Below are 25,433 nucleotides of genomic sequence, written 5' to 3'. Positions count from 1 at the left end.
AGATAGCTTGCTCGCGATGGGGCCGGAACTGGCGCTAAGGATTTCGGCCCTTGATCCGCCTGGTCAAAAACCCGAAATACTCCTCCCGCATCACCAGTGTTTCATTCGCCAGATGATGCCGCGCCTCGGGCAGCATCAGCACCTGCGGCCGATCAAACTTGCCCCGCAACACTTCCAGGTTGTGCTCCCAATCCACCGTCATGTCAGCCTGCCCCTGCACGATCAGCGGCCGGCGGGTACTCATGGGGGCGGCCTCGATACGTTTTATCCAGCGTGCCAATGCGCCCACCCAGGCTGTCGGCAGGCGCAGCGGCTGCAACGGATCGGCTTGCAGGAACGGCAGAAAGGCCGGGTCGTTGGAGTTCTCGCTGAAGCGCCGGGCAATGGCTTTGACGAAAGGCTTGAGCACGTAATAACTCAGCTGCGACCAACCCCACGCCCGCGGCCGCACCAGCGGCGACAGCAGAATCACCTGGCCCTGGGCCGGGCTGCTCGCCCCCGCATTCAACACATGATCGATCACGATCGCCCCGCCGGTGCTCTGCCCGCAGAGGTGCCACGGTTGCGGCAAATCAAGGGATTGCGCCTCGCCGAACAAGCCTTGCAATGCGTCCTGATACTCGGCGAAATCCTTGATGCTCGCCCGTTCGCCGCTGGACAAGCCATGCCCCGGCAAGTCGCAGGCGATCACCGCAAAGTCCTGGTCCAACGCCCATTCGATCACATGCCGATAGAGCCCGGTGTGGTCGTAGAAACCGTGGATGACAAACAGCGTCGCCTTCGCCCGCTCGGGCCACCAGAACTGGCTGACCAGCTCATAACCGTCGACCTCGAATCGCCCAAGGCCGCTGCGCACCTGACGCGGAGCAAAATCCAGCCCGTAGAATCGCTGGTAAGCCTGCGCCTGCGCCGACAACGGCTGCCCGGCCGCCAATGGCAGCAGACTTGCACGTAGAAGATCGGGGTCGAAAGTGGCCGGCATGGACGATTCCAGAACGTGAAACGGACTTTATAGGCCTGCGATATTCATCTGTCGCGGCAAGCATGGCAAGCTAGCCGACCTTCGAGGACTGAACCGATGCGCTCGCCCTTTCGCGCCACCCTGTTTGCCTGCCTGCTCGCCGTGGTGTGTGCCGGCATGTGGTGGGCGGCCTACAACTGGTTCCAGGGGCGTTACCTGCGGGCGTTCAGCGAGCACACCGCGATGTTTTCCGGCGATCCGCTACGCCTTCCCGAATCCCTCGCCGGCCCCGGCGCCATCCGCCTGGTGCACTTCTGGGACCCGGCCTGCCCGTGCAATGTCGGCAATCAACAACACCTGACCGAACTGGTCGAGCGCTACGTTCCCCATGGCGTGGAATTCTATGCCGTGCAAAAACCCGGCAGCCACGGCCAGTTGCCGGGCACCTTGAGCAACCTGAAAACCATCGACGTCCTGCCCGGTTCCGAACAGATCCCCGCCAGCCCGGCGGTGGCGATCTGGGATCGCAGCGGCAAACTGGCGTACTTCGGCCCCTACAGCGAAGGCCTGACCTGCAACTCGAGCAACAGCTTTATCGAACCGATCCTGCAAGCGCTGGATGAGGGGCGTGCGGTGAGTGCCACGCACACACTGGCCGTGGGGTGTTACTGCCCGTGGCCTGTCGAGCCAACTAAATAGGGAAAGACTCGCCAATACGAATCCCTCCTACGGGCGATGCATCCAACGCAGGGGCCGTGTTAAACAGTGGCACCAGGAATTGCCGTCACTCATAACAACAAGGAGTCCCCATGAAACACAGCCTGACCGCTCTCGCTCTGTTGATCGTCATGCTGGCCGCCGGAGCCGGCGGGTACCTCTACAGCAAGCAGCCGTCACGCCAGGGCATGGTGGAACTGCAACACCTGCAAGGCTCCGTCACCGTGCGCTACGACGAGCGCGGCGTCCCGCATATCCGAGCCGACAACGAAACCGACCTGTACCGCGCCCTCGGCTATGTGCAAGCCCAGGACCGCCTGTTCCAGATGGAAGTCCTGCGTCGCCTGGCCCGTGGCGAACTGGCTGAAGTGCTCGGGCCGAAACTGCTCGATACCGACAAACTGATGCGCAGCCTGCGCATCCGCGAACGCGCCGAAACCTACCTGGCGAACCTCGACAAGCAGTCGCCCTCCTTCATCGCCATGCAGGCCTACCTGGATGGCATCAACCAGTATCAGGGCAGCCACGCCAAACCCGTGGAGTTCGATGTGCTGGGCATTCCAAAACGCCCGTTCACGGCCCAGGACACCATCAGCATCGCCGGCTACATGGCCTACAGCTTTGCCGCCGCGTTTCGTACCGAACCCTTGCTGACATTCGTTCGCGATCAACTGGGACCTGAATACCTGAGCGTCTTCGATCTCGACTGGCAGCCCAAGGGCGTGCTCAACGGGACCGGCACCACTCTGGCCAGCGTCGACTGGAAGGACCTCAACGCCCTCGCCCGCCTGAGCGAACAAGCCCTGGCTGACAACGGCCTGCCACAGTTCGAGGGCAGCAATGCCTGGGTCGTCGCGGGCAGCCGCACCCAAAGCGGCAAGCCGCTGCTGGCGGGTGATCCGCATATCCGCTTTTCCGCGCCGTCGGTGTGGTACGAAGCGCAACTCTCTGCGCCGGGCTTCGAACTCTACGGCCACTATCAGGCCCTGATGCCGTTCGCTTCGCTGGGCATGAACCACGACTTCGGCTGGAGCATCACCATGTTCCAGAACGACGACCTTGACCTGATCGCCGAGAAGGTCAACCCGGACAACCCCAATCAGGTCTGGTATCGCGACAAGTGGGTGGACATGACGACCAGCGAGCAGCAGATCGCGGTCAAGGGCCAGGCACCGGTGACGCTGGTGCTGCGCCAATCGCCCCACGGCCCGATCGTCAACGATGCCTTGAGCAGCGGCGCCGGAAAAACGCCGATTGCCATGTGGTGGGCGTTTCTCGAAAGCCAGAACCCGATCCTGGAAGGTTTCTACCAGCTCAATCGCGCCGACACCCTGGCCAAGGCCCGCGGTGCCGCGTCGAAAATCCAGGCCCCGGGCCTTAACGTTGTCTGGGCCAATGCCAAGGGTGACATCGGCTGGTGGGCGGCGGCGCAATTGCCTAAACGCCCGGCGGGTGTACGCCCGTGGTTCATCCTCGACGGCAGCACCACCGAGGCGGACAAGGACGGCTTCTACCCGTTCACGGCCAACCCCCAGGAAGAAAACCCGGCGCGGGGCTACATTGTCTCGGCCAACTTCCAACCAGTGTCGCCGACCGGCATGGAGATTCCCGGCTACTACAACCTTGCCGACCGTGGCCAACAGCTCAATCGTCAGCTCAGCGACAAAGCGGTCAAGTGGAATCTGGAAAACAGCCAGAAGCTGCAACTGGGCACCACTACCGCTTACGGCCCACGCTTGTTGGCACCGCTGTTGCCGGTATTGCACGAAGTGGTGAGCGATCCCGCCGAACTCAAACTGGTGGAGCAACTGGCCCAGTGGCAAGGCGATTACCCGATCGACTCGACCAGCGCCACGCTGTTCAACCAGTTTCTGTTCAACCTGGCTGACGCGACGATGCACGATGAGCTGGGTAACGACTTCTTCGAAACACTGCTCTCGACCCGGGTGATCGACGCCACGCTCCCCCGCTTGGCCGCCAGCGCCGATTCACCGTGGTGGGACAACCGCACCACCCAGGGCAAGGAAACCCGGGGCGATACGGTGAAGACCGCCTGGCAAGCCAGCCTCGCGCACCTCAAGAGCACCCTCGGCGCAGACGCCTCGCAATGGCAGTGGAGCAGCGCGCACACATTGACCCATGGCCATCCGTTGGGGCAGAAAAAGCCGCTGGACCTGTTCTTCAATGTCGGCCCCTTCGCCGCACCGGGCAGCCATGAAGTGCCGAACAACCTCTCGGCGAAGATCGGCCCGGCTCCGTGGCCTGTCACCTACGGCCCTTCGACCCGGCGCCTGATCGACTTCGCCGACCCGGCCCACAGCCTGACCGTCAACCCGGTCGGCCAGAGCGGCGTCCTGTTCGACAGTCACTATGATGATCAGGCCGAGGCCTACATCGAGGGGATGTACTTCCAGGCGCATCTCAATGATGAAGAAGTCACGGCCAATGCCCGCAGTACCTTGAAGCTGTTGCCGGCGCGGGCTGCGCCATAATTCGGTGTCGACAGGACTGGCCTCATCGCTAGCAGGCTAGCTCCCACATTGGTCCGGTGCATGCAGATCCATTGTGGGAGCTAGCCTGCTAGCGATGGGGCCCGCAAGACCAACGCAACTCCTGGCTCAAACCATCGCCGCAAAATGCAACCTGAACTGCTGCGGCGTCACTCCCAATCGGCGATTGAACACGCTGCGCATGTGCTGAGCATCACGAAAACCGCATTGATAGGCCACGGTCTTGAGCGGCGCGCGGGTGCTTTCCAGCAGCGTCCGTGCCGCATCGACCCGTGCGCGCTCAACGAACTCGGCCGGGGTGATTTTCGCTTCCCTGGCGAACACCCGGGAGAAGTTGCGCGCACTCATGTTGGCGGCATTGGCCAGGTCGGCGATGGTCAGGTCGCCCGTCAGATTGGCCAGCACGTAATGCTGGACCATTGCCACCGCAGAAGTAGGTTCGGCGTGGGGCGTAAGGAACGGGCTGAATTGCGACTGCCCGCCCGAACGCTGGGTGAACACTACCAGTCGCTTTGCGACGCTCAGTGCAACTTCCGGCCCGTGATCCCGGCCCAACAGATACAACGACAGATCGATCCCCGCAGTGACACCGGCCGAGGTGAACAGCTCACCGTCCTCGACATACAGCCGATCCGCTTCCACCCGGGACGAGGGACACAGCGCCGCCAGATCCGAGGCGTCCTGCCAGTGCGTGGTGACCGTGCGCCCCTCCAGCAACCCCGCCCGAGCGAGCATGAACGCGCCGTTGCAAATCGAGCCAAAGCGTTTGGCCCGCGCACAGGCATCGCGCAACCAGCCATCGAATGTCATGCCGAAATCCATGAACGGCAACTGCGGCCCGCCAGCCACCAGCAACAGGTCATACGGCTCCAGCGCTTCGCTGAAATGCCGATGGGCATTGAGTGCCAAACCGTTGGAGCACGCCATCACCCCGCGCTCGACGCCGATCACCTCAAGACGATAGTGATCTTGCGCAGCAAGAAAACGATTGGCCTCGGAAAACACATCCATGGGGCCGGTGACGTCCAGCGACTGGACGCCAGCGAACACCACGATGGCTACGGTTTTACTCATGGTTCGAAACGCCTCTCATGGCACTGAATGCAACGCTCACCTGTAGGAGCGAGCCTGCTCGCGATGGACGTGAGGGCACCGCGTACATCCAGACAGCCCCCGTCATCGTTGACGTCCATCGCGAGCACGCTCGCTCCTACAGGGTCTGCGTGCACCCTAGCCAATCCACGCCCAACAAGCGAGGTTGGCGCGATATGCACGCTCATTGGCCGGGATCGCAGCCATGGATCGATTGTCCGGTTTCGGGGACCGGAACAGACTGAAACCCTCATCACGACGAGGAAAATTCCATGAGCACCACCATCGCCGGCATCAGGATCCCCGACAGCGCACTGGCCAAGGCCACCACCGAATACATCCGTGACATCGAGTCCGACCTGCTCTACCACCACTCGCGTCGGGTCTTCCTGTTCGGCGCACTGAGCGGCGAGCGCAAGCAACTGGCCTACAACCCGGAGTTACTGTACGTCGGCGCGATGTTCCATGACCTGGGCCTGGTGCAAGGTCATCGCAGCGACAACGAGCGCTTCGAAGTCGACGGTGCCAACGCCGCAGCGGCGTTCCTCAAGCCCTACGGGTTGAGCGATGACGACATCGAACAGGTCTGGCTATCGATTGCCCTGCACACCACCCCGGGCGTGCCCCGGCACTTGCGGCCTACCGTGGCGCTGGTCACGGCGGGCGTCGAGATGGACGTGCTGGGCATGGACTACGCAGCATTTTCCAGCGCGCAGCGCGAAGCAGTGGTGCATGCGCATCCACGGGGCGAGGGATTCAAGGAGTGCATCATCTGCGCGTTTGCCGACGGCTTGCGTCATCGCCCCCAGACCACGTTCGGCAACGTGAAGACTGATGTGCTGGTGGATCAGGAGCCGGGGTTCAAGCCGATGAACTTCGTCGAGGTCATCCGCAAATCTCCCTGGATTGCCTAAAACCACTGTAGGAGCGAGCCTGCTCGCGATAGCGCTGTGTCAGGCAACAATTCAGTCGACTGACACTCCGTCATCGCGAGCAGGCTCGCTCCTACAGGGGGATTGGGTAGACCACAAAACCGTGGCCAACCCGACTTCAGGCTCAAGCCGCTTCCGGGGCCTGTGCGCGACGCACATCCGGTTGCTTCCACGAATCGGCTGCTGCCTCTTCGATTGCTTGCTGGATCGCACGTTTGCGGCTTTCTTCCGCACGACGGCTGAAGAACCAGACCATGAAAGTCACGATGGACACCGCCAACAGGATCAGACTGGCCACGGCGTTGATCTCGGGCTTGACCCCCAGACGTACCGCCGAGAAAACTTCCATCGGCAGGGTCGTGGAACCCGGGCCCGACACGAAGCTCGCCAGCACCAGGTCATCGAGGGACAACGCGAAGGACATCATGCCGCCCGCCGCCAGCGAAGGCGCGATCATCGGGATGGTGATCAGGAAGAACACCTTCCACGGCCGCGCACCCAGATCCATGGCCGCCTCTTCGATGGACAGGTCCAGCTCGCGCAAGCGCGCCGACACCACCACCGCCACATAGGCCGCACAGAACGTGGTGTGGGCGATCCAGATGGTGACGATGCCGCGCTCCTGCGGCCAGCCGATCATCTGCGCCATGGCCACGAACAGCAGCAACAGCGACAGACCGGTGATCACCTCAGGCATGACCAGCGGCGCAGTCACCAGGCCACCGAACAGCGTGCGGCCCTTGAAGCGCGTAATGCGCGTCAGGACGAACGCCGCCAGTGTACCCAGTGCCACCGCCGCCACCGCCGTGTAGCAGGCGATTTCCAGCGAGCGCACCACCGAGCCCATCAGTTGGCTGTTGTCGAGCAGGCCGACGTACCACTTGATCGACCAGCCACCCCACACCGTTACCAGTTTGGAGGCGTTGAACGAGTAGATCACCAGGATCAGCATCGGCAGGTAGATGAACAACAGACCCAGTACCAGCATCAGGCTGGAGAAACGGAAGCGCTTCATTCTTTACCCTCCATTTCCTTGGCCTGACTGCGGTTGAACAGGATGATCGGCACAATCAGGATCGCCAGCATCACTACCGCCAGGGCAGACGCCACCGGCCAGTCACGGTTGTTGAAGAACTCTTGCCAGAGCACTTTACCGATCATCAGGGTTTCCGGACCGCCGAGCAGTTCCGGGATCACGAACTCGCCCACCACCGGGATGAACACCAGCATGCAGCCGGCGATGATGCCGTTTTTCGACAGCGGCACGGTGATTTTCCAGAAGCTGTTGAAGGTGCTCGAACCCAGGTCCGACGCAGCTTCCAGCAGGCTCTGGTCGTGCTTCACCAGGTTGGCGTACAGCGGCAGGATCATGAACGGCAGGTAGGAATAAACCACGCCGATGTAGACCGCCAGGTTGGTGTTGAGGATCTGCAGCGGTTCGTCGATCCAGCCCATGCTCATCAGGAAACCGTTGAGCAGGCCATTGTTGCTGAGGATGCCCATCCACGCGTAAACGCGGATCAGGATCGCGGTCCAGGTCGGCATCATGATCAGCAGCACCAGTACCGTTTGCACTTCCTTGCGCGCAACGGAGATGCCGTAGGCCATCGGATAGCCGATCACCAGGCAGAGGATGGTGCTGAAAAGCGCCATCTTCAACGAGCCGAGGTAAGCGGCGATGTACAACTCGTCACCGGCCAGCATCGCGTAGTTGCCCAGGTTGAGCAGCAACTGCAGCTTCTGCTCGGCGTAGCTGTAGATTTCGGTGTAGGGCGGAATGGCCACGTCCGCTTCGGCGAAGCTGATCTTCAATACGATGAAGAACGGCAGCATGAAGAACAGGAACAGCCAGATGAAGGGAACCCCGATGACCATCTGACGGCCACCGGGAATTATTCGATTGAGTCGACGCTTGAGTTTGCGCATGTTCATGAGCGCAGCACCACGCCGCTGTCGTCTTCCCAATACACGTAGACCTGATCACCCCAGGTCGGACGCTGCCCGCGACGCTCGGCGTTGGCCACGAACGACTGCACCAGCTTGCCGCTTGGCAGTTCGACGTAAAACACCGAGTGCCCGCCCAGGTAGGCGATGTCGTGCACCTTGCCACTGGACCAGTTGTATTCGCAGGTCGGCACGGTCGGGGTCACGAGCAGTTTTTCCGGACGGATCGCGTAGGTCACGGATTTGTCTTGCACCGAGGTGCTGATGCCGTGGCCCACGTAGATCTTCCGGTCGAGGTCCTTGCAGGTGATGATCGCGTGGCCTTCGGCATCGTCGATCACTTCACCGTCGAAGATGTTCACGTTACCGATGAATTCGCAGACCAGACGGCTGGTCGGGGTTTCGTAGATGTCGATCGGGCTGCCGATCTGGGCGATCCAACCCAGGTGCATGATCGCGATGCGCTCGGCCATGGTCATGGCCTCTTCCTGGTCGTGGGTCACCATGACGCAGGTTACGCCGACGCGCTCGATGATCTCCACCAGCTCCAGTTGCATTTGCGAACGCAGCTTTTTATCCAGTGCACCCATCGGCTCGTCGAGCAGCAACAGCTTCGGACGCTTGGCCAGGGAACGGGCCAGGGCCACACGCTGACGCTGGCCGCCGGACAACTGATGCGGCTTGCGCTTGGCGTACTGGCTCATCTGTACCAGCTTGAGCATGTCGGCCACCCGCGCATCGACTTCAGCGGCGGGCAGCTTGTCCTGCTTGAGGCCGAAGGCAATGTTCTGCGCCACGGTCATGTGCGGGAACAAGGCGTAGGACTGGAACATCATGTTGATCGGCCGCTCGTAGGGCGGCATGTCAGTGATGTCTACGCCATCGAGGAAAATGCGCCCCTCCGTGGGCCGTTCGAAACCTGCGAGCATGCGCAGCAAAGTGGATTTGCCCGATCCCGAACCGCCGAGCAGGGCGAAAATCTCGCCTTTCTTGATTTCCAGGGACACATCGTCCACGGCAATCGTCTCGTCGAACTTCTTCGTGACCCGGTCGATTTTGACCAGCACCTGTTTAGGTTGCTGGTCGCCCTCGAGGGCTTTCTTATAGGCGCCGGAGGCAACTGCCATTTACGAAACTCCCAGAAAAAAAGAGTGCAGTTCGCTCAAGGTGAGCCAACCTTGGATAGTTTGAGCCTTGAAGCTATTTACCCGACTTGACCTTGGTCCAGCTGCGGGTCATCAAACGTTGAATGTTCGGTGGTAACTCGACCGACACGTAGGTCTTGTCGAGCACCGCTTGCGGTGGATAAACCGCTTCGTCGGTGCGAATGGACTGTTCCATCAGTTTGTCCGACCCCGGGTTAGGGTTGGCATAGCCGACGTAATCGCTGACCTGGGCAATCACCTCAGGCTTGAGCAAATAATTGATGAAAGCGTTGGCCTGCTTGACGTTGGCCGAGTCCTTCGGAATCGCCAGCATGTCGAACCAGAGTGCACCGCCCTCTTTCGGAATCGAGTAGGCGATGTTCACGCCTTTCTTGGCTTCTTCGGCGCGGTTCTTGGCCTGGAAGATGTCGCCGGAGAAACCGATCGCCACGCAGATGTCGCCGTTGGCCAGATCCGCGATGTACTTGGAGGAGTGGAAGTAGGTCACGTAAGGGCGCACTGCAAGCAACTTGGAGGTGGCCTTTTCATAGTCCTTGGGATCAGTGCTGTTAGCGTTCAGGCCCATGTAGTTGAGCACTGTCGGCATCATTTCATCGGCGGAATCGAGGAAGGCTACACCACAGCTTTGCAGCTTCTTGATGTTCTCCGGCTCGAACAGTACGCCCCACGAATCAATCGTATCGACACCCAGCACAGCCTTGACCTTGTCGACGTTGTAACCGATGCCGTTGGTGCCCCACAGGTACGGCACGGCGTACAGGTTGCCCGGATCGTTCTGCTCCAGGCGCTTGAGCAGCACCGGGTCGAGGTTGGAATAGTTCGGCAGTTGCGACTTGTCGAGCTTCTGGAATGCCCCGGCCTTTATCTGTTTGCCGAGGAAGTGGTTCGACGGCACGACCACGTCGTAGCCGGTACGCCCGGCCAGCAATTTACCTTCCAGGGTTTCGTTGGAATCAAAGACGTCATAAACCGGCTTGATACCGGTCTCTTTCTGGAAATCGGCCAGGGTGGTCTCGCCGATGTAGTCCGACCAGTTATAAATATGCACGGTACCGGCGGCCTGAACACTGACAGCAACTGTCAGCCCGGCACCCACCAGCAAGGCATTACGCAACATAGAAAAAATAGGCAAGTGGAGGTCCTCTGAAATTAGTTGGGCCAAAGTTGCCCCGCGTTACATGACAACCGTGGTTGTCCGGCAACAAAACCGGCGCGCAACTTACCCTCGAAAAACCGTTCCAGCAAAACTTTTATGCAGTTGCACCTGTGGGAGCGAGCCTGCTCGCGATGGTCGTCAACGATAACGATGGGTGCCTGACACCCCGCGGCGCTCTCAGGTTCATCGCGAGCAGGCTCGCTCCTACAAGTTAATTACTTATTTACCGGATTTGATCTTGGTCCAGCTGCGGGTCATGATCCGCTGGGTCGCGGCCGGCAAGTCGGCAATCGCGTACAGCTTGGCCAGCACGTCCGCCGGTGGGTAAACACCCGGGTCGCTGGTGATGTCTTTATCGACCAACGCAGTTGCAGCCGCGTTACCGTTCGGGAAACGCACGGCGTTGGTGATTTCAGCCATGATTTCCGGCTTCTGCAGGAAGGTCATGAACTTGTAGGCGCCTTCGACGTTTTCGGCATCTTTAGGGATGGCGACCATGTCGTAGAAGCTGCCGGCACCTTCTTTGGGAATGTTGTAGCTGACTTTCACCTTGCCACCGGCTTCTTCCGCGCGGGACTTGGCCTGGTAAATGTCACCCGAGTAACCCACGGCCACGCAGATGTTGCCGTTGGCCAGGTCGGAGATGTACTTGGACGAGTGGAAGTAACCTACCGAAGGACGGATTTTCAGGAACAGCGCTTCGGCTTCGGCCAGTTGTTTCTTGTCCTGGCTGTCGGTTGGATAGCCCAGATAGTGCAGCGCCACCGGAATCATCTCGGTTGGCGAATCGAGGAAACTGATACCGCACGACTTCAACTTCGCGGCGTTTTCAGGTTTGAACAGCAGGTCCCAGGAGTTGGTCGGCGCGTCGGCACCCAGTGCAGCCTTGACCTTCTCCGGGTTGAAACCGATACCGATCGAACCCCACATGTACGGGAAGGCGTGCTCGTTGCCCGGGTCGCTCACGGAAACGGCCTTGAGCAGGTCGGTGTTCAGGTTCTTCCAGTTAGGCAGCTTGGACTTGTCCAGCTTCTGGTAGACGCCAGCCTTGATCTGTTTGGCCAGGAAGTTGTTCGACGGTACAACGATGTCGTAACCGGACTTGCCTGCCAGCAACTTGGCTTCCAGGGTTTCGTTACTGTCGAAGACGTCATAGACAACCTTGATGCCCGACTCGTCTTCAAACTTCTTGACGGTGTCCGGTGCGATGTAGTCGGACCAGTTGTACACGTGCAGTACTTTGTCATCGGCCTGAACCGCGCCCGCCATAAAACCCATCACGGACATGGCAAGCAGAGTCTTGCCAGCGAGCTTTTTACCTAGTGCCTTCATGCGTAATGCTCCAAATTTTTCTTTTTTGAACCACTTGTTCAGCAACCGAACCCGGGCAGCTGGAACCGCGGCTAGTCTGGCAAGATCCACATCGGTCTTTCAAGGAAAGGCCACGCTTTCTGACGGTTCCGAGCGAAAGCTCCTACTTCATATGCAGAACTTTGGACTTCCGCTCAGAGCCTAGCACTTAGCCCTGCAATGCACTCAGGGTCAGGTCAAGACACTTGCGAGCCTTGGTCACCAGCTCATCGATTTCCGCCGGTGTAATCACCAGTGGCGGAGCGATGATCATGGTGTCGCCGACGGCGCGCATGATCAGGCCGTTATCGAAGCAGAACTGGCGGCAGATCATGCCGACGCCCTTGCCTTCGTAACGCTTGCGCGTGGCCTTGTCCTGGACCAGTTCGATGGCCCCCAGCAGACCCACCCCACGAACCTCACCCACCAGCGGGTGATCGTTCAGTTCCCGCAGACGCTTTTGCAAATACGGTGCCGTTTCTGCATGTACGCGCTCGATAATCTTCTCGTCGCGCATGATGCGGATGTTTTCCAGAGCCACCGCAGCCGCTACGGGGTGACCTGAGTAAGTGAAGCCGTGGTTGAAATCGCCGCCTTCGTTGAGCACGTCCACCACTTCATCACGCACGATCAGGCCACCCATCGGGATGTAGCCCGAGGTCAGGCCCTTGGCGATGGTCATCATGTCTGGCTTGAGGTCGTAGAAGTCGGCACCGAACCACTCGCCGGTACGACCGAAACCGCAAATCACTTCGTCCGCCACGAACAGGATGTCGTACTTGGCGAGGATTTCCTTGATGCGCGGCCAGTAGGTCTCTGGCGGAATGATCACACCACCCGCGCCCTGGATCGGCTCGGCAATAAAGGCACCGACGTTGTCGACGCCGACTTCCAGAATCTTTTCTTCCAGCTGGTTGGCCGCCCATACACCGAACTCTTCCGGGGTCATGTCGCCGCCTTCGGCGAACCAGTACGGCTGGGCAATGTGAACGATGCCCGGGATCGGCAAGTCGCCCTGTTCGTGCATGTACGTCATGCCACCCAGGCTCGCGCCGGCCACGGTGGAACCGTGATAGCCGTTCTTGCGGCTGATGATGACTTTCTTGTTCGGCTGGCCCTTGATCGCCCAGTAGTGACGAACCATACGCAGCATGGTGTCGTTGCCTTCGGAGCCGGAACCGGTGAAGAACACGTGGTTCATGCCTTCTGGCGCGATGTCGGCGATAGCCTTGGCCAGTTCCAGTACCGGCGGGTGCGCAGTCTGGAAGAACAGGTTGTAGTAAGGCAGTTCGCGCATCTGTTTACTGGCGGCGTCGGCCAGTTCATCGCGACCATAACCAATCGCGACACACCACAGGCCGGCCATGCCATCGAGAATCTTGTTGCCTTCGCTGTCCCAGAGGTAAACGCCCTTGGCGTTGGTGATGATTCGCGGGCCTTTCTCTTTCAGCTGCTTGAAGTCGCTGAACGGAGCCAGGTGGTGATCATTGCTCAGGGTTTGCCATTCACGGGTTTGCGGATTGTTGCTGGTCATACGAATCTCCTAAAAAAATCAGGTGAAGGCGCCGCCAGACAGCGGCGGCGCCCGGCGCATCAGACGGCAAAGAGCAGGAATTCCCTTTCCCACGAACTGATCACGCGCTTGAAGTTTTCATGCTCGGCCCGCTTGACCGCAACGTAGCCAGTGATGAAATTTTTGCCCAGGTACCGCTCGATGGTCGCGCTGTTTTCCATGCGTTCCAGCGCGTCTTCGATGGTCAGCGGCAGGCGCAGGTTGCGGCGTTCATAACCACGACCCACCACCGGTGCACTCGGGTTCAGGCCTTCGACCATGCCGATGTAACCGCAGAGCAGGCTCGCGGCAATCGCCAGGTACGGGTTGGCGTCGGCGCCCGGCAGGCGGTTTTCCACCCGACGGTTTTGCGGCCCGGCATCCGGAACCCGCAGGCCCACGGTACGGTTCTCTTCGCCCCACTCCACGTTCACCGGCGCCGAGGTATCCGGCAGGAAGCGGCGGAACGAGTTGACGTTGGGGGCGAACAGCGGCAACAGCTCGGGAATGAGTTTCTGCAGGCCACCGATGTGGTGCAGGAACAACTGGCTCATGGTCCCGTCGTCGTTGGAGAAGATGTTCTTGCCGGTCTCGATGTCGATGATGCTCTGGTGCAAGTGCATGGCACTGCCCGGCTCGCCGGTCATCGGCTTGGCCATGAAGGTAGCGGCCACGTCGTGCTTGAGCGCGGCTTCGCGCATGGTGCGCTTGAACACCAGGATCTGGTCGGCCAGGGACAGGGCATCACCGTGACGGAAGTTGATTTCCATCTGCGCCGTGCCGTCCTCGTGGATCAGCGTATCGAGGTCCAGGTCCTGCAGTTCGCACCAGTCGTAGACGTCTTCGAACAGCGGATCGAATTCGTTCGCCGCTTCAATGGAGAACGACTGGCGACCGATTTCCGGACGACCGGAACGACCGATCGGCGGTTGCAATGGGTAGTCCGGGTCGTCACTGCGCTTGGTCAGGTAAAACTCCATTTCCGGCGCCACGATCGGCTGCCAGCCTTTGTCGGTATAGAGCTTCAGGACTTTCTTGAGCACGTTACGCGGCGACAGCTCGATCGGGTTGCCTTGTTTGTCGTAGGTATCGTGGATGACGATGGCGGTCGGCTCGATGGCCCACGGCACCAGGTACACCGCGCTCTGGTCGGGACGGCAGATCATGTCGATGTCGGCCGGGTCGAGCAGTTCGTAATAGATGTCGTCTTCGACGTAATCGCCGGTCACTGTCTGCAACAGCACACTTTCTGGCAGGCGCATGCCTTTTTCGGCGATGAATTTGTTGGTCGGCGAAATCTTGCCCCGGGTAATCCCGGTCAAGTCGGCGATCATGCATTCGACTTCTGTGATCTTGTGGTTTTTCAACCAATCGGTGAGCTGGTCGAGGTTGTTACTCATAAATGCCTCTAGGCTTGAGTTGTCTGGCCCTTTTAAGGTCAGGCGTTGTTTGACGCATCGGCGTCGCGTTGTAGAGCGTTTGCGCGGCAGATTATCGTGCTTGCCGACACGGCTGCAGAGGCCGGACGTGCAGAATCGCGAGCGGTGCCCTGAACGATGGTCAGGCCGCTATTGTGAATCGGTTCTATATTGAATGGAGTAACCGTAATGGGGGTGCCATCTCGACCGTCCAGAATATCGGACGGGGACGGTCGAACCGTCACGGATGGGAGGATCACCGGAACCGCTGAGGCCACGGAACGGACGGACGTGTCATCACTGATGTGATAAACATGCCGACCGACCTGTCTTGAGCAGTCGGTGACGCCGATTATCGGCAGGCGAGACATGAAGCACCCCGGTATTATTGCTGTTATGGGTTTGATTCGAGCTTAGCCTTGTTCATTTTTTTACACAACACCCCCGTAAAAAATACAACACGGCCCGCTCAAGCCTGCGGGCGCCATGGAGGCCAAGGGCATAAAAACGCCCCAAAGTGCCTCAAAAAAGCCACACGAGCGCTTTTTTAGGGCAAAAAAGGCCTCGCTTGACTTCGGCATGCCGTTCGGGTTGACTGGAATCTGAAAAGATCAATGATTGATATTTTTAACAACAAAGGTGTTGCATCATGTCGGTACCCCCGCGTGCCGTTCAGCTTAACGAAGCGAACGCGTTCCTTAAGGAACATCCTGAGGTTCTGTACGTTGACCTTCTGATTGCGGATATGAATGGTGTGGTGCGCGGCAAGCGCATTGAACGCACCAGCCTCCACAAGGTTTACGAGAAAGGCATCAACCTGCCGGCCTCTTTATTTGCTCTGGATATCAATGGCTCGACGGTGGAAAGCACCGGCCTGGGCCTGGACATCGGTGATGCTGACCGAATCTGCTATCCAATCCCCGATACCCTGTGCAACGAGCCATGGCAGAAGCGCCCGACCGCGCAACTGTTGATGACCATGCACGAACTCGAAGGCGAGCCATTCTTCGCCGACCCGCGTGAAGTGCTGGCCAATGTCGTGCGCAAGTTCGACGAAATGGGCCTGACCATCTGCGCCGCGTTCGAACTGGAGTTCTACCTGATCGACCAGGAGAACGTGAACGGTCGTCCGCAACCACCTCGCTCGCCGGTTTCCGGCAAACGTCCGCACTCGACTCAGGTCTACCTGATCGACGACCTCGACGAATACGTCGACTGCCTCCAGGACATTCTGGAAGGTGCAAAAGAGCAAGGCATTCCGGCCGACGCCATCGTCAAGGAAAGTGCCCCGGCGCAGTTCGAAGTGAACCTGCACCACGTGGCCGACCCGATCAAGGCCTGCGACTACGCGGTCCTGCTCAAGCGCCTGATCAAGAACATCGCCTACGACCATGAAATGGACACTACCTTCATGGCCAAGCCTTACCCAGGCCAGGCGGGTAATGGTCTGCACGTCCACATCTCGATTCTCGACAAAGACGGCAAGAACATTTTTGCCAGCGAGGATCCCGAGCAGAACGCCGCACTGCGTCACGCGATCGGCGGTGTGCTCGAGACCCTACCGGCACAGATGGCTTTCCTCTGCCCGAACGTCAACTCCTACCGTCGTTTCGGCGCACAGTTCTACGTGCCGAACTCGCCGTGCTGGGGCCTGGATAACCGTACCGTTGCGATTCGCGTACCGACCGGTTCTTCCGACGCCGTGCGCATCGAGCATCGTGTAGCCGGCGCCGATGCCAATCCGTACCTGCTGATGGCTTCGGTCCTGGCAGGCGTGCACCACGGTCTGGTCAACAAGATCGAGCCTGGCGCCCCGGTGGAAGGCAACAGCTACGAGCAGAACGAGCAGAGCCTGCCGAACAACCTGCGTGATGCACTGCGCGAGCTGGACGACAGCGAAGTCATGGCCAAGTACATCGATCCGAAATACATCGATATCTTCGTGGCCTGTAAAGAGAGCGAGCTGGAGGAGTTCGAACACTCCATCTCCGACCTTGAGTACAACTGGTACCTGCATACCGTTTAAGTGGTTGCTGTAAAAAACAACGCCGCAGGCCTCACAGCCTGCGGCGTTTTTTTATGGCCGCCTGCGGCGGATCGCTAGCAGGCTAGCTCCCACAGTTGATCTCCAGTGAACATAAATTCTGTGTACACCGGAAATCCCTGTGGGAGCTAGCCTGTTAGCGATAGCGTCCTGGCAGACAACACACAACCCTGCTCGTACAATGCCCGCTGCCCCGCAGGAGACTCCAATGACACGCGTAGCCACCCCCCGCAAACCCCGCGCACGCAGCCAGGCCCGGATCGATTCGATACTCGATGCCGCCCGCACGCTGTTGGCCGCCGAGGGTGTGGCCAGTCTGTCGATCTACAGCGTCGCCGAGCGCGCGGAGATTCCGCCCTCCTCGGTCTACCACTTCTTCGCCAGCGTGCCGGCGTTGCTCGAAGCCTTGACCGCCGACGTCCATGCGGCCTTCCGCGCCTGCCTGCAAGCCCCCATCGATCACCTCGCCTTGAATGGCTGGCGCGATCTGTCGCGACTGGTGGAACAACGCATGCTCGACATCTATGCAGAGGACGCCGCCGCCCGCCAACTCATTCTGGCCCAGCACGGCCTGACCGAAGTCACCCAGGCTGACCGTCAGCACGACATCGAACTCGGCGACCTGATGCACAAGCTGTTCGACCATCACTTCGAGCTGCCGAGATTGCCGAGCGATGTCGATGTGTTCGCCCTGGCCATGGAGCTCGGCGACCGGGTGTATGCACGCTCGGTCCAACAGCACGGGCAGATTACGCCGCGCATGGCCGAGGAAGGGATGCGGGTGTTTGATGCTTATGTGGGGTTGTATTTGCCGCCCTATCTGCCCAAGCGCAGCGTTCCAGCCTGATTTCTTGATTGGACTTACCGACCTCTTCGCGAGCAGGCTCGCTCCCACATTTGAAATGCATTCCCCTGTGGGAGCGAGCCTGCTCGCGAAGGCCGCACCACTTACCCCAAGACAAGCACACATAAAAAAACCCCGAAGGGCTCAAACCCTTCGGGGGTTGTCGTTTGCGCATGCGGCTTACAACTTGGCGATCGACACCTCGGTGGACTTCACAAACGCGATTACTTCACTGCCAACCGCCAGTTCCAGCTCTTTCACCGAGCGCGTGGTGATCACCGAAGTGACAATGCCGGAAGCGGTCTGCACGTCGATTTCCGAGAGCACGTCGCCGAGGACGATTTCCTTGATGGAGCCTTTGAACTGGTTACGAACGTTGATGGCCTTGATAGTCATGATGTTGATTCCTGTCGTTGAGTAAGACTTGAGTTATTGAGCCCAGCGTAATTGCGTAGGCAAGGGTGAAACAGGTTCCGGTTCCGCCGGTTGGCCGGGCAGCGCCAGCACGCGATTGAGCACCTCGGTTTCCAGCGCCGCCAGCCGATGGGAGCCACGAACCCGAGGGCGCGGCAGTTCCACATGCAGGTCGAGGCCGACTTCTCCGTCTTCGATCAGGATCACCCGATCGGCAATCGCCACGGCTTCACTGACGTCATGGGTCACCAGCAACACCGTGAAGTCGTGCTGCTGCCAGAGCCGCTCGATCAGTTGCTGCATTTCAATTCGGGTCAGGGCATCCAGTGCGCCCAAGGGTTCGTCGAGCAACAGCAGGCGCGGCTGATGAATCAACGCACGGGCCAAAGCCACGCGTTGCTTCTGCCCACCAGACAGCGCGGCCGGCCACTCGTGGGCGCGATCGGCCAGGCCCACCGCTTCCAAAGCCTCAAGGGCTTGCGGCCGCCAGTTGCCCTTAAGGCCGAGACCAACGTTGTCGATGATCTTTTTCCAAGGCAGCAAACGCGCGTCCTGGAACATCAGCCGCGTGTCCTCCCCCGCGTTGCTCAATGGCGCGGCACCGGCGAGCAACTCACCGCCGGTTGGCTGATCGAGACCGGCGAGCAAGCGCAGCAAGGTACTTTTGCCGCAGCCGCTACGACCGACCACTGCGACAAACTGGCCCGCCGGAATGTGCAGGTCGATCTCGCGCAACACCTGCCGTGCACTGAAGGTTTTTTGCAACTTGCGCACCACCAGCGGAGTCCCGCGCAGCAGGCGTGGAGGTTGTTGGGCGGTCATACCGAACCTCCCTTGGCAACCTGATACGCCGGGTGCCAACGCAGCCACGCTCGTTCAAGTCCACGGGCGGCGAGGTCGGCCAGTTTGCCGAGCACCGCGTACAGCAGAATCGCCAGCACCACCACGTCAGTCTGCAAGAACTCCCGGGCATTCATCGCCAGATAGCCGATGCCGGAACTCGCGGAAATGGTTTCCGCCACGATCAACGTCAGCCACATGAAGCCCAGAGCGAAGCGCACGCCGATCAGAATCGAAGGCAGCGCCCCCGGCAGAATCACCTGCCAGAACAGGCTGAAACCGCTCAGGCCATAGCTGCGCGCCATCTCCACCAGCGCTGGGTCGACGTTGCGGATGCCGTGATAGGTGTTGAGGTAGATCGGGAACAACGTGCCCAGCGCCACCAGGAAAATCTTCGCCGACTCGTCGATGCCGAACCACAGGATCACCAGTGGAATCAGCGCCAGATGCGGCACGTTGCGAATCATTTGCACCGAACTGTCGAGCAAGCGCTCACCCCACTTCGACAGGCCGGTGATGAAGCCGAGTGTCAGGCCGATGCCACCACCGATGGTGAAGCCCAGCGCGGCGCGCCAACCACTGATCGCCAGGTGCGTCCAGATTTCGCCGCTGCGCACCAGGCTCACGCCGGCCTCGATGACGGCGATGGGGGCCGGCAGGATCCGTGTCGACAACCAACCCGCCGACACGCTCAGCTGCCACACCGCCAGCAACAACACCGGAAACGCCCAGGGCGCCAGGCTGTGGATGATTTTCTTCATGACCGTGCCTCAGCTCTGGGATGCGGCTTTGGGCAGAATGTCGTTGGCGACCATCTCGCCGAACGGGCTGACGTAGCCAGCACTTTTCGGCAGTTCTGGACGCTCGACATCGAGGTGCGGAAACAGCAACTCGGCCACCCGGTACGACTCCTCCAGGTGTGGATAACCGGAGAAGATGAAGGTATCGATGCCCAGGTCCGCGTACTCCTTCACGCGGGCGGCCACGGTTGGGCCATCGCCCACCAACGCCGTACCCGCACCGCCGCGCACCAGACCGACACCGGCCCACAGGTTAGGACTGACCTCCAGATTGTCGCGGTTGCCGCCGTGCAAGGCGGCCATGCGTTGCTGACCGACCGAATCGAAACGCGCCAGCGAAGCCTGGGCACGAGCGATGGTCTCGTTGTCGAGATGGGAAATCAGCCGATCCGCAGCTTGCCAGGCTTCATCGTTCGTTTCGCGTACGATCACATGCAGGCGAATGCCGAAGCGCACGGTACGTCCGAGCTTGGCGGCCTTGGCTCGGACCTGTTCGATTTTTTCCGCGACGGCGGCCGGTGGCTCGCCCCAGGTCAGGACCATTTCCACCTGTTCGGCGGCCAGGTCCTGCGCAGCTTCCGATGAACCGCCGAAGTACAGCGGCGGACGCGGCTGCTGGATCGGCGGATAGAGCAATTTCGCCCCCTTCACGCTGATGTGCTGGCCGTCGTAATCGACGGTTTCGCCTTCCAGCACACGGCGCCAGATTCGGGTGAATTCCACCGAGGCCTGATAGCGTTCTTCGTGGCTGAGGAACAGACCATCGCCGGCCAACTCTTCCGGATCACCCCCCGTCACCAGATTGAACAACGCACGACCACCGGACAGTCGATCCAGGGTTGCCGCCTGACGCGCCGCCACCGTCGGGGAAATGATCCCGGGGCGCAGGGCAACCAGGAACTTCAAGCGCTGGGTCACCGGAATCAGCGATGCCGCCACCAGCCAAGAGTCTTCGCAGGAGCGACCGGTAGGGATCAGTACCCCGCCAAAACCCAGGCGATCCGCTGCCTGTGCGACTTGTTGCAGATAACCGTGATCGACCGCGCGTGCGCCTTCGGCGGTGCCAAGGTAATGGCCGTCGCCGTGGGTAGGCAGGAACCAAAAAATATTGAGGCTCATGGAGTGGTCTCCTTGGGGAATCGATTTATTGGGCTTTGGTTGCCGAGCTTTGGGCAACGGCAACCGGCGGCGTCCAGATCACGTCTTTGATGCTCAACTGTTTGGGAATCAGCTTGAGCTGATAGAAGCTGTCGGCGATTTTCTGCTGTGCGGCGACCACTTCCGGGGTGAGGAACAGCGCGCCATAGCCCTGGCGTTTCACTGAGGTCAGGGTGATGTCCGCTGGCAGGCCGAGTAGCGGTGAAACCTGTTGGGTCACCTCTTGCGGGTTAGCCTTGGACCACTCGCCCACCGCGCGCACTTCTTCCACCAGGGTCTTGATCACCTCGGGATTGTTCTGCGCAAAAGGCTTGGTCACCAGGTAGAACTGATGGTTGTCGACGATGCCCTGGCCATCGCGCAGGGTGCGGGCTTGCAGCTGTTGTTCGGCGGCGGCCTGGTATGGGTCCCAGATGACCCAAGCGTCGACGCTGCCACGCTCGAACGCGGCGCGGGCATCGGCCGGCGGCAGGAATACGGTCTGGATGTCGGTGTATTTGAGGCCGGCGTCTTCCAGCGCGCGCACCAGCAGGTAGTGCACATTGGAGCCCTTGTTGAGCACGACTTTCTTGCCCTTGAGGTCCGCCACCGATTTGACCGGCGAATCCTTCGGCACCAGGATCGCCTCACTGTGCGGCGCTGGCGGTTCATAGGCGACGTAGAGCAAATCGGCGCCGGCCGCTTGAGCGAACACGGGCGGTGTTTCGCCGGTGACGCCGAAGTCGATGGAGCCGACGTTCAGGCCTTCGAGCAGTTGCGGGCCACCAGGAAATTCAGTCCATTGCACGTCCACGCCTTGGGCGGCGAGGCGTTTTTCCAGGGTGCCTTTGGCTTTGAGCAGCACCAGGGTGCCGTATTTCTGATAGCCGATTCTTAATGTCTCGGCCTGAGCTTGAGTAATGGCGCCGAAGGTGACAGCCGCAGCAAACAGAGCGACCAGACCACGACGCAAAATGACAGGGCGCATGGCGCTCTCCTTTTTGCAGTAGGGTTTTGGCTGCACCTGCTTGCCCGTTGGCGGGCGAGTAAGGCCAGTACTTCAATTTTTCGGTGAGGCTCAAATGCTCCAGCGAGCACTCAACAAACGATCATTCAACAGGTTAGGATCGAGCGGCTTGGGCCGTCGCGCCATGGCGCTGAAAAACAGCTCAAGTGATTCATTCAGGCGTTGTTCCAGCTCCGGCGCCAACTGCGCCAGGGCGCTGCCTTCGCCGTAGGCGATCTGGCTGTCGACGGCGAAAATCCCTTGCAGCATTTCCTGGGCCTTCAATGCCGACAGTACCGGCTTGAGCGCGTAATCCACCGCCAGCATGTGGGCGATGCTGCCGCCAGTGGCCATCGGCAGAACCACCTTGTGGCTCAAGGCGCGTTCGGGCAGCAGATCCAACACGACTTTCAGTGCCCCGGAAAACGATGCCTTGTAAACCGGTGTGGCGATCAGCAGGCCATCGGCGTTTTCAATCTGTTGCAGCAGGTCGATCACCTTGGGGCTGTCGAAGCGTGCGTGCAGCAAGTCCTCGGCCGGGAAGTCCCGCACCTGATAACTCACCACCTCCACGCCCTGCCCTTGCAACCAACGCTGGGAGCGATCCAGCAGCACCCCGGAACGAGAGCGCTGACTGGGACTGCCACCGAGTGAGACAACCAACATTCAGACGATTCCTTGCACGGTGTTGGCGATTCGCGACTTGCGATCTCGCTTCGATGGAGTGACCTTAACAGCTGATTTATATATCTATAAATCATATTTATTCATTTGGTTATTCGTTATAGAAATATACAAACCGGTTTCTTCCAGGCAAAAAAACAGGCCGTCGAAACGGCCCGAAATCCCCTGCTTTGTGGATTAACTATGACGTCTGTAGTGCCTGGACTATCGCCTTCGCGAGCAGGCTCGCTCCCACAGGGGTACGCGATCAACTGTGGGAGCGAGCCTGCTCGCGAAGGCTTTTCAGTCACACCACAAAAAAGACTGGCTCACCGGTTCGGCTGCGGCGTCAGGCGCAGGTAAGGCTTGACCGCCCGATAGCCCTTGGGAAAGCGCTGCTTGATTTCATTCTCATCCTTGAGCGACGGCACGATCACCACCTCATCACCATCCTGCCAGTTGGCTGGCGTGGCCACCTTGTAGTTATCGGTCAGTTGCAGCGAGTCGATCACCCGCAGGATTTCATTGAAGTTGCGGCCGGTGCTCGCCGGGTAGGTAATCGTCAACCGGACCTTTTTGTTCGGGTCGATCACGAACAGCGAACGCACGGTCAGAGTGTCGTTGGCATTGGGATGGATCAGGTCGTAGAGGTCCGAGACCTTGCGGTCGGCGTCATCCAGGATCGGAAAGTTGACCACCGTGTTCTGCGTCTCGTTGATGTCTTCAATCCATTTGTGATGCGACTCGACAGGGTCCACTGACAACGCGATGGCCTTGACGCCGCGCGCTGCGAACTCATCCTTGAGCCTGGCGGTGAAGCCCAGTTCCGTGGTGCACACCGGCGTGAAGTCCGCCGGATGGGAAAACAGCACGCCCCAACTATCGCCCAGCCACTGATGGAAACGGATAGTGCCGGCGCTGGAGTTCTGTTCGAAGTCGGGGGCGATATCGCCAAGTCTGAGACCCATGGTGCTGCTCCTTGTGAGTGCTTGATGGGTTCAACTGTGCCTGTGTTTTTTATCTATTAAAAAGAATAAATATCGATTTATTTAGATCATAAGGAAATATTAAATATCTGTTCACTGGACGTGCCCGCACAACCGGCCGAACATCGGCCCCAAGGTTCGAGAAGGCCTTGAGTTGCTGCAAAGAGGGAAATTCAAGGCGGGATTACGGGGGTGAACCCGTCTTGAAAATGTAAAAGCCCCGCCCGGCGCAATACCGGGCGGGGCTTTTTTTGTCTCGGTTACGCGAGCGCTATTACAACAGCGGGATCGAGTAGCTGACGACCAGGCGGTTTTCGTCCTGGGAACGAGTGTTCGGCAGATCGGTACGCCACGTGGCGTTTTTCCACATCAGGCCGAGGTTCTTCAGCGCGCCGGACTGAACGACGTAACCCACGGTCAGGTCGCGTTCCCACTCGGAAGCACCATTGGCCGCCTCGCCACCCTTGGCGTTAACGGTATCGATATTGTCGCCGTGCAGGTACACCAGACCCGCGGTCAGGCCGGGTACGCCGACCTTGGCGAAGTCATAGGAATAGCGTGCTAGCCAGGTACGCTCGCCGGCACGGCCGAACTTCTGGATTTGCGAGTCGGTGATGGTGTAGTTCGACGAACCGTCGCCCTGGTTCAGCCAAGGGAAGTCACTGCTGCCGTTGCTGACCTGATAACCGCCACCGAAGGTATGACCGGCAACGGAGTACAGGAACAAACCGCTGTACAGGTTGTTGTCGACCTTGCCCTTGCCGTTGACTGCACCGCTGTAGTTGCCAGTGGTGAAGTACAGTGGGTCGTGACCGTTGGCACCGTCGTCGGAGCTGTTGAAGTAACGCAAGTCCGACTTCAACACGCCCGGGCCGATGGCCCAGTTGTGCACCAGACCGAGGAAGTGTTGCTTGTAGAACTCTTCCAGGTTGCCGTAATAGTACTGGGCAGTCAGGTCCTTGGTGAGCTTGTAGTCACCGCCGGCATAAATGAATTTGTTGCTGTCGCGGCCTGTAGCGGATCGGCTGTTGGCGCCGGAGATAGACAGTTGCTCGTTGTTGCTCGAGTTACGACCTTTTACCTGCTCGATCTGACCGCCGATCAAGGTCAGGTCCTTGATGTCGTTCGAGCTGATCTGGCCACCCTGCCAGGTTTGCGGCAACAGACGACCGTCGTTGGTCACGATCACCGGCAGCTTTGGTTGCAAGGTACCCAGCTTCAGCTCGGTCTGGGAGATCTTGGCTTTGGCAGTCAAACCCAGGCTGGAGAAGTCATCAACCGCTTCGCCGTTGGACTTGCTCGGGAACACGGTGCCGCCGTACGAGTTGTTGCTCGCGCCGTTGGTGCCGCCACCGGAGTCCAGTTTGACGCCCAACAGGCCGATCGCATCGATGCCGAAGCCGACGGTGCCCTGGGTGTAACCCGAGATGAATCGCAGGTCGAAGCCTTGGCCCCATTCTTCGTTTTTGTTCGGGCCAGCGCCGTCACGGTAATCGGTGTTGATGTAGAAGTTACGCAGCCCCAATGTTGCCTTGCTGTCTTCGATAAAACCCGCGGCGCTTGCCTGCTGGGTCAAAACCCCAACGGCCACAGCCATGGCCAAGGTGGACCTGTTCATGTTTCGCTCCTCTCGTTTCTAATTCTGATGTGCCTGGTCCCGAATCGATTGCCCGGGATCCTGAATGCGTAAATTCGCGGCAAACCGTCTAGGCCGGTCATTTGGCGGGCCGCAGGATACATGGCCTTAAAGCCAAAAAGAACTTTTTGATGCTTTTTAATACCATTTAGGAATATGACTTCCCACGACAGATCCGAGGTATCAGCGGCGAGGCCGACTCCTGAACATGATCGATTGTCGAGGGACGAAATGGCTAAATCCGAGTTCAGAGATGAGTGTCGGA

22 protein-coding genes are annotated in these 25,433 nt (G+C 59.7%); 5 read left to right on the top strand and 17 right to left on the bottom strand.

All coding sequences use genetic code 11. From position 1 onward, the window contains the following. Positions 1-34 precede the first annotated feature (34 nt). The gene (locus ACM6J5_RS24425) at positions 35-982 is read right to left on the bottom strand and encodes an alpha/beta hydrolase (protein WP_095945597.1); all 948 of its coding nucleotides are present in this window, start codon (positions 980-982) and stop codon (positions 35-37) included. Positions 983-1,078: 96 nt separating this feature from the next. Between ACM6J5_RS24425 and ACM6J5_RS24420 the strand changes: the two genes are divergently transcribed. Together ACM6J5_RS24420 and ACM6J5_RS24415 are read left to right on the top strand one after the other, a co-directional pair. Continuing rightward, positions 1,079-1,660 carry a DUF6436 domain-containing protein gene (locus ACM6J5_RS24420; RefSeq protein ID WP_414929494.1) on the top strand — a complete coding sequence of 194 codons (582 nt, stop codon included), beginning with the start codon at positions 1,079-1,081 and terminating at the stop codon, positions 1,658-1,660. 110 nt (positions 1,661-1,770) lie between these two features. Beyond that, entirely contained in the window at positions 1,771-4,170 is a 2,400-nt protein-coding gene (locus tag ACM6J5_RS24415; protein ID WP_414929493.1) for a penicillin acylase family protein, read from the top strand. A 126-nt stretch (positions 4,171-4,296) separates the two neighbouring features. Here ACM6J5_RS24415 and ACM6J5_RS24410 read toward each other — a convergent pair whose 3' ends face one another. After that, on the bottom strand, positions 4,297-5,262 hold the full coding sequence (locus tag ACM6J5_RS24410) for a GlxA family transcriptional regulator (protein ID WP_095945586.1): 966 nt from the start codon (positions 5,260-5,262) through the stop codon (positions 4,297-4,299). 290 nt (positions 5,263-5,552) lie between these two features. Between ACM6J5_RS24410 and ACM6J5_RS24405 the strand changes: the two genes are divergently transcribed. Beyond that, entirely contained in the window at positions 5,553-6,194 is a 642-nt protein-coding gene (locus ACM6J5_RS24405) for an HD domain-containing protein (RefSeq protein WP_150672121.1), read from the top strand. A 142-nt stretch (positions 6,195-6,336) separates the two neighbouring features. Here ACM6J5_RS24405 and ACM6J5_RS24400 read toward each other — a convergent pair whose 3' ends face one another. The 7 genes from ACM6J5_RS24400 to ACM6J5_RS24370 form a co-directional block, all read right to left on the bottom strand. Continuing rightward, positions 6,337-7,227 carry an ABC transporter permease subunit gene (locus tag ACM6J5_RS24400; RefSeq protein ID WP_008048751.1) on the bottom strand — a complete coding sequence of 297 codons (891 nt, stop codon included), beginning with the start codon at positions 7,225-7,227 and terminating at the stop codon, positions 6,337-6,339. Further along, positions 7,224-8,105, bottom strand: coding sequence for an ABC transporter permease subunit (locus ACM6J5_RS24395; RefSeq protein WP_172435394.1), 882 nt, complete (start codon positions 8,103-8,105; stop codon positions 7,224-7,226). Before ACM6J5_RS24395 ends, ACM6J5_RS24400 begins: the two co-directional genes overlap by 4 nt. A gap of 35 nt (positions 8,106-8,140) precedes the next feature. Next, positions 8,141-9,283 (bottom strand): ABC transporter ATP-binding protein, encoded by a 1,143-nt coding sequence (locus tag ACM6J5_RS24390; RefSeq protein ID WP_150672122.1) that lies wholly within the window; start codon positions 9,281-9,283, stop codon positions 8,141-8,143. 73 nt (positions 9,284-9,356) lie between these two features. Further along, positions 9,357-10,454 carry a polyamine ABC transporter substrate-binding protein gene (locus ACM6J5_RS24385; RefSeq protein ID WP_095945583.1) on the bottom strand — a complete coding sequence of 366 codons (1,098 nt, stop codon included), beginning with the start codon at positions 10,452-10,454 and terminating at the stop codon, positions 9,357-9,359. A gap of 243 nt (positions 10,455-10,697) precedes the next feature. Then, complete coding sequence (locus ACM6J5_RS24380) at positions 10,698-11,810, bottom strand: polyamine ABC transporter substrate-binding protein (protein ID WP_095945581.1); 1,113 nt, start codon at positions 11,808-11,810, stop codon at positions 10,698-10,700. Positions 11,811-11,997: 187 nt separating this feature from the next. After that, positions 11,998-13,362, bottom strand: a complete 1,365-nt coding sequence (locus ACM6J5_RS24375) for an aspartate aminotransferase family protein (protein WP_095945580.1) — start codon at positions 13,360-13,362, stop codon at positions 11,998-12,000. Between the two features lie 59 nt (positions 13,363-13,421). Beyond that, positions 13,422-14,780 carry a glutamine synthetase family protein gene (locus ACM6J5_RS24370; protein WP_095945579.1) on the bottom strand — a complete coding sequence of 453 codons (1,359 nt, stop codon included), beginning with the start codon at positions 14,778-14,780 and terminating at the stop codon, positions 13,422-13,424. Between the two features lie 667 nt (positions 14,781-15,447). On the opposite strand from ACM6J5_RS24370, the gene ACM6J5_RS24365 reads away from it, so the two are divergent. Both ACM6J5_RS24365 and ACM6J5_RS24360 read left to right on the top strand, forming a co-directional pair. Continuing rightward, positions 15,448-16,824 carry a glutamine synthetase family protein gene (locus ACM6J5_RS24365; protein ID WP_095081821.1) on the top strand — a complete coding sequence of 459 codons (1,377 nt, stop codon included), beginning with the start codon at positions 15,448-15,450 and terminating at the stop codon, positions 16,822-16,824. A 226-nt stretch (positions 16,825-17,050) separates the two neighbouring features. Further along, positions 17,051-17,689, top strand: a complete 639-nt coding sequence (locus tag ACM6J5_RS24360; protein WP_150672124.1) for a TetR/AcrR family transcriptional regulator — start codon at positions 17,051-17,053, stop codon at positions 17,687-17,689. A gap of 177 nt (positions 17,690-17,866) precedes the next feature. On the opposite strand, the gene ACM6J5_RS24355 is transcribed toward ACM6J5_RS24360, so the two are convergent. From ACM6J5_RS24355 to ACM6J5_RS24320, 8 genes are all read right to left on the bottom strand, one after another. Continuing rightward, positions 17,867-18,082, bottom strand: coding sequence for a TOBE domain-containing protein (locus tag ACM6J5_RS24355; RefSeq protein ID WP_007967989.1), 216 nt, complete (start codon positions 18,080-18,082; stop codon positions 17,867-17,869). A 33-nt stretch (positions 18,083-18,115) separates the two neighbouring features. After that, positions 18,116-18,922, bottom strand: coding sequence for an aliphatic sulfonates ABC transporter ATP-binding protein (gene ssuB / locus ACM6J5_RS24350; RefSeq protein WP_414929492.1), 807 nt, complete (start codon positions 18,920-18,922; stop codon positions 18,116-18,118). Continuing rightward, positions 18,919-19,701 (bottom strand): aliphatic sulfonate ABC transporter permease SsuC, encoded by a 783-nt coding sequence (gene ssuC / locus ACM6J5_RS24345; RefSeq protein ID WP_414929491.1) that lies wholly within the window; start codon positions 19,699-19,701, stop codon positions 18,919-18,921. Before ssuC ends, ssuB begins: the two co-directional genes overlap by 4 nt. A gap of 9 nt (positions 19,702-19,710) precedes the next feature. Next, a complete protein-coding gene (gene ssuD, locus ACM6J5_RS24340) occupies positions 19,711-20,859 on the bottom strand; it encodes an FMNH2-dependent alkanesulfonate monooxygenase (RefSeq protein WP_414929490.1) in 1,149 nt (382 codons plus the stop codon). A gap of 25 nt (positions 20,860-20,884) precedes the next feature. Next, entirely contained in the window at positions 20,885-21,865 is a 981-nt protein-coding gene (locus tag ACM6J5_RS24335; protein WP_414929489.1) for a sulfonate ABC transporter substrate-binding protein, read from the bottom strand. A 90-nt stretch (positions 21,866-21,955) separates the two neighbouring features. Beyond that, on the bottom strand, positions 21,956-22,549 hold the full coding sequence (gene ssuE / locus ACM6J5_RS24330) for an NADPH-dependent FMN reductase (RefSeq protein ID WP_007993145.1): 594 nt from the start codon (positions 22,547-22,549) through the stop codon (positions 21,956-21,958). Between the two features lie 326 nt (positions 22,550-22,875). Next, a complete protein-coding gene (locus ACM6J5_RS24325) occupies positions 22,876-23,514 on the bottom strand; it encodes a peroxiredoxin (protein ID WP_095945572.1) in 639 nt (212 codons plus the stop codon). 292 nt (positions 23,515-23,806) lie between these two features. Further along, complete coding sequence (locus tag ACM6J5_RS24320) at positions 23,807-25,150, bottom strand: OprD family porin (protein ID WP_095945571.1); 1,344 nt, start codon at positions 25,148-25,150, stop codon at positions 23,807-23,809. Between the last annotated feature and the right edge of the window lie 283 nt (positions 25,151-25,433).

It is taken from the genome of Pseudomonas sp. IT-P74 (assembly GCF_949768175.1).
GTDB lineage: Bacteria > Pseudomonadota > Gammaproteobacteria > Pseudomonadales > Pseudomonadaceae > Aquipseudomonas.
The sequence above is the reverse complement of the archived record's forward strand: the minus strand, read 5'-3'. Positions and strand labels throughout refer to the sequence as shown.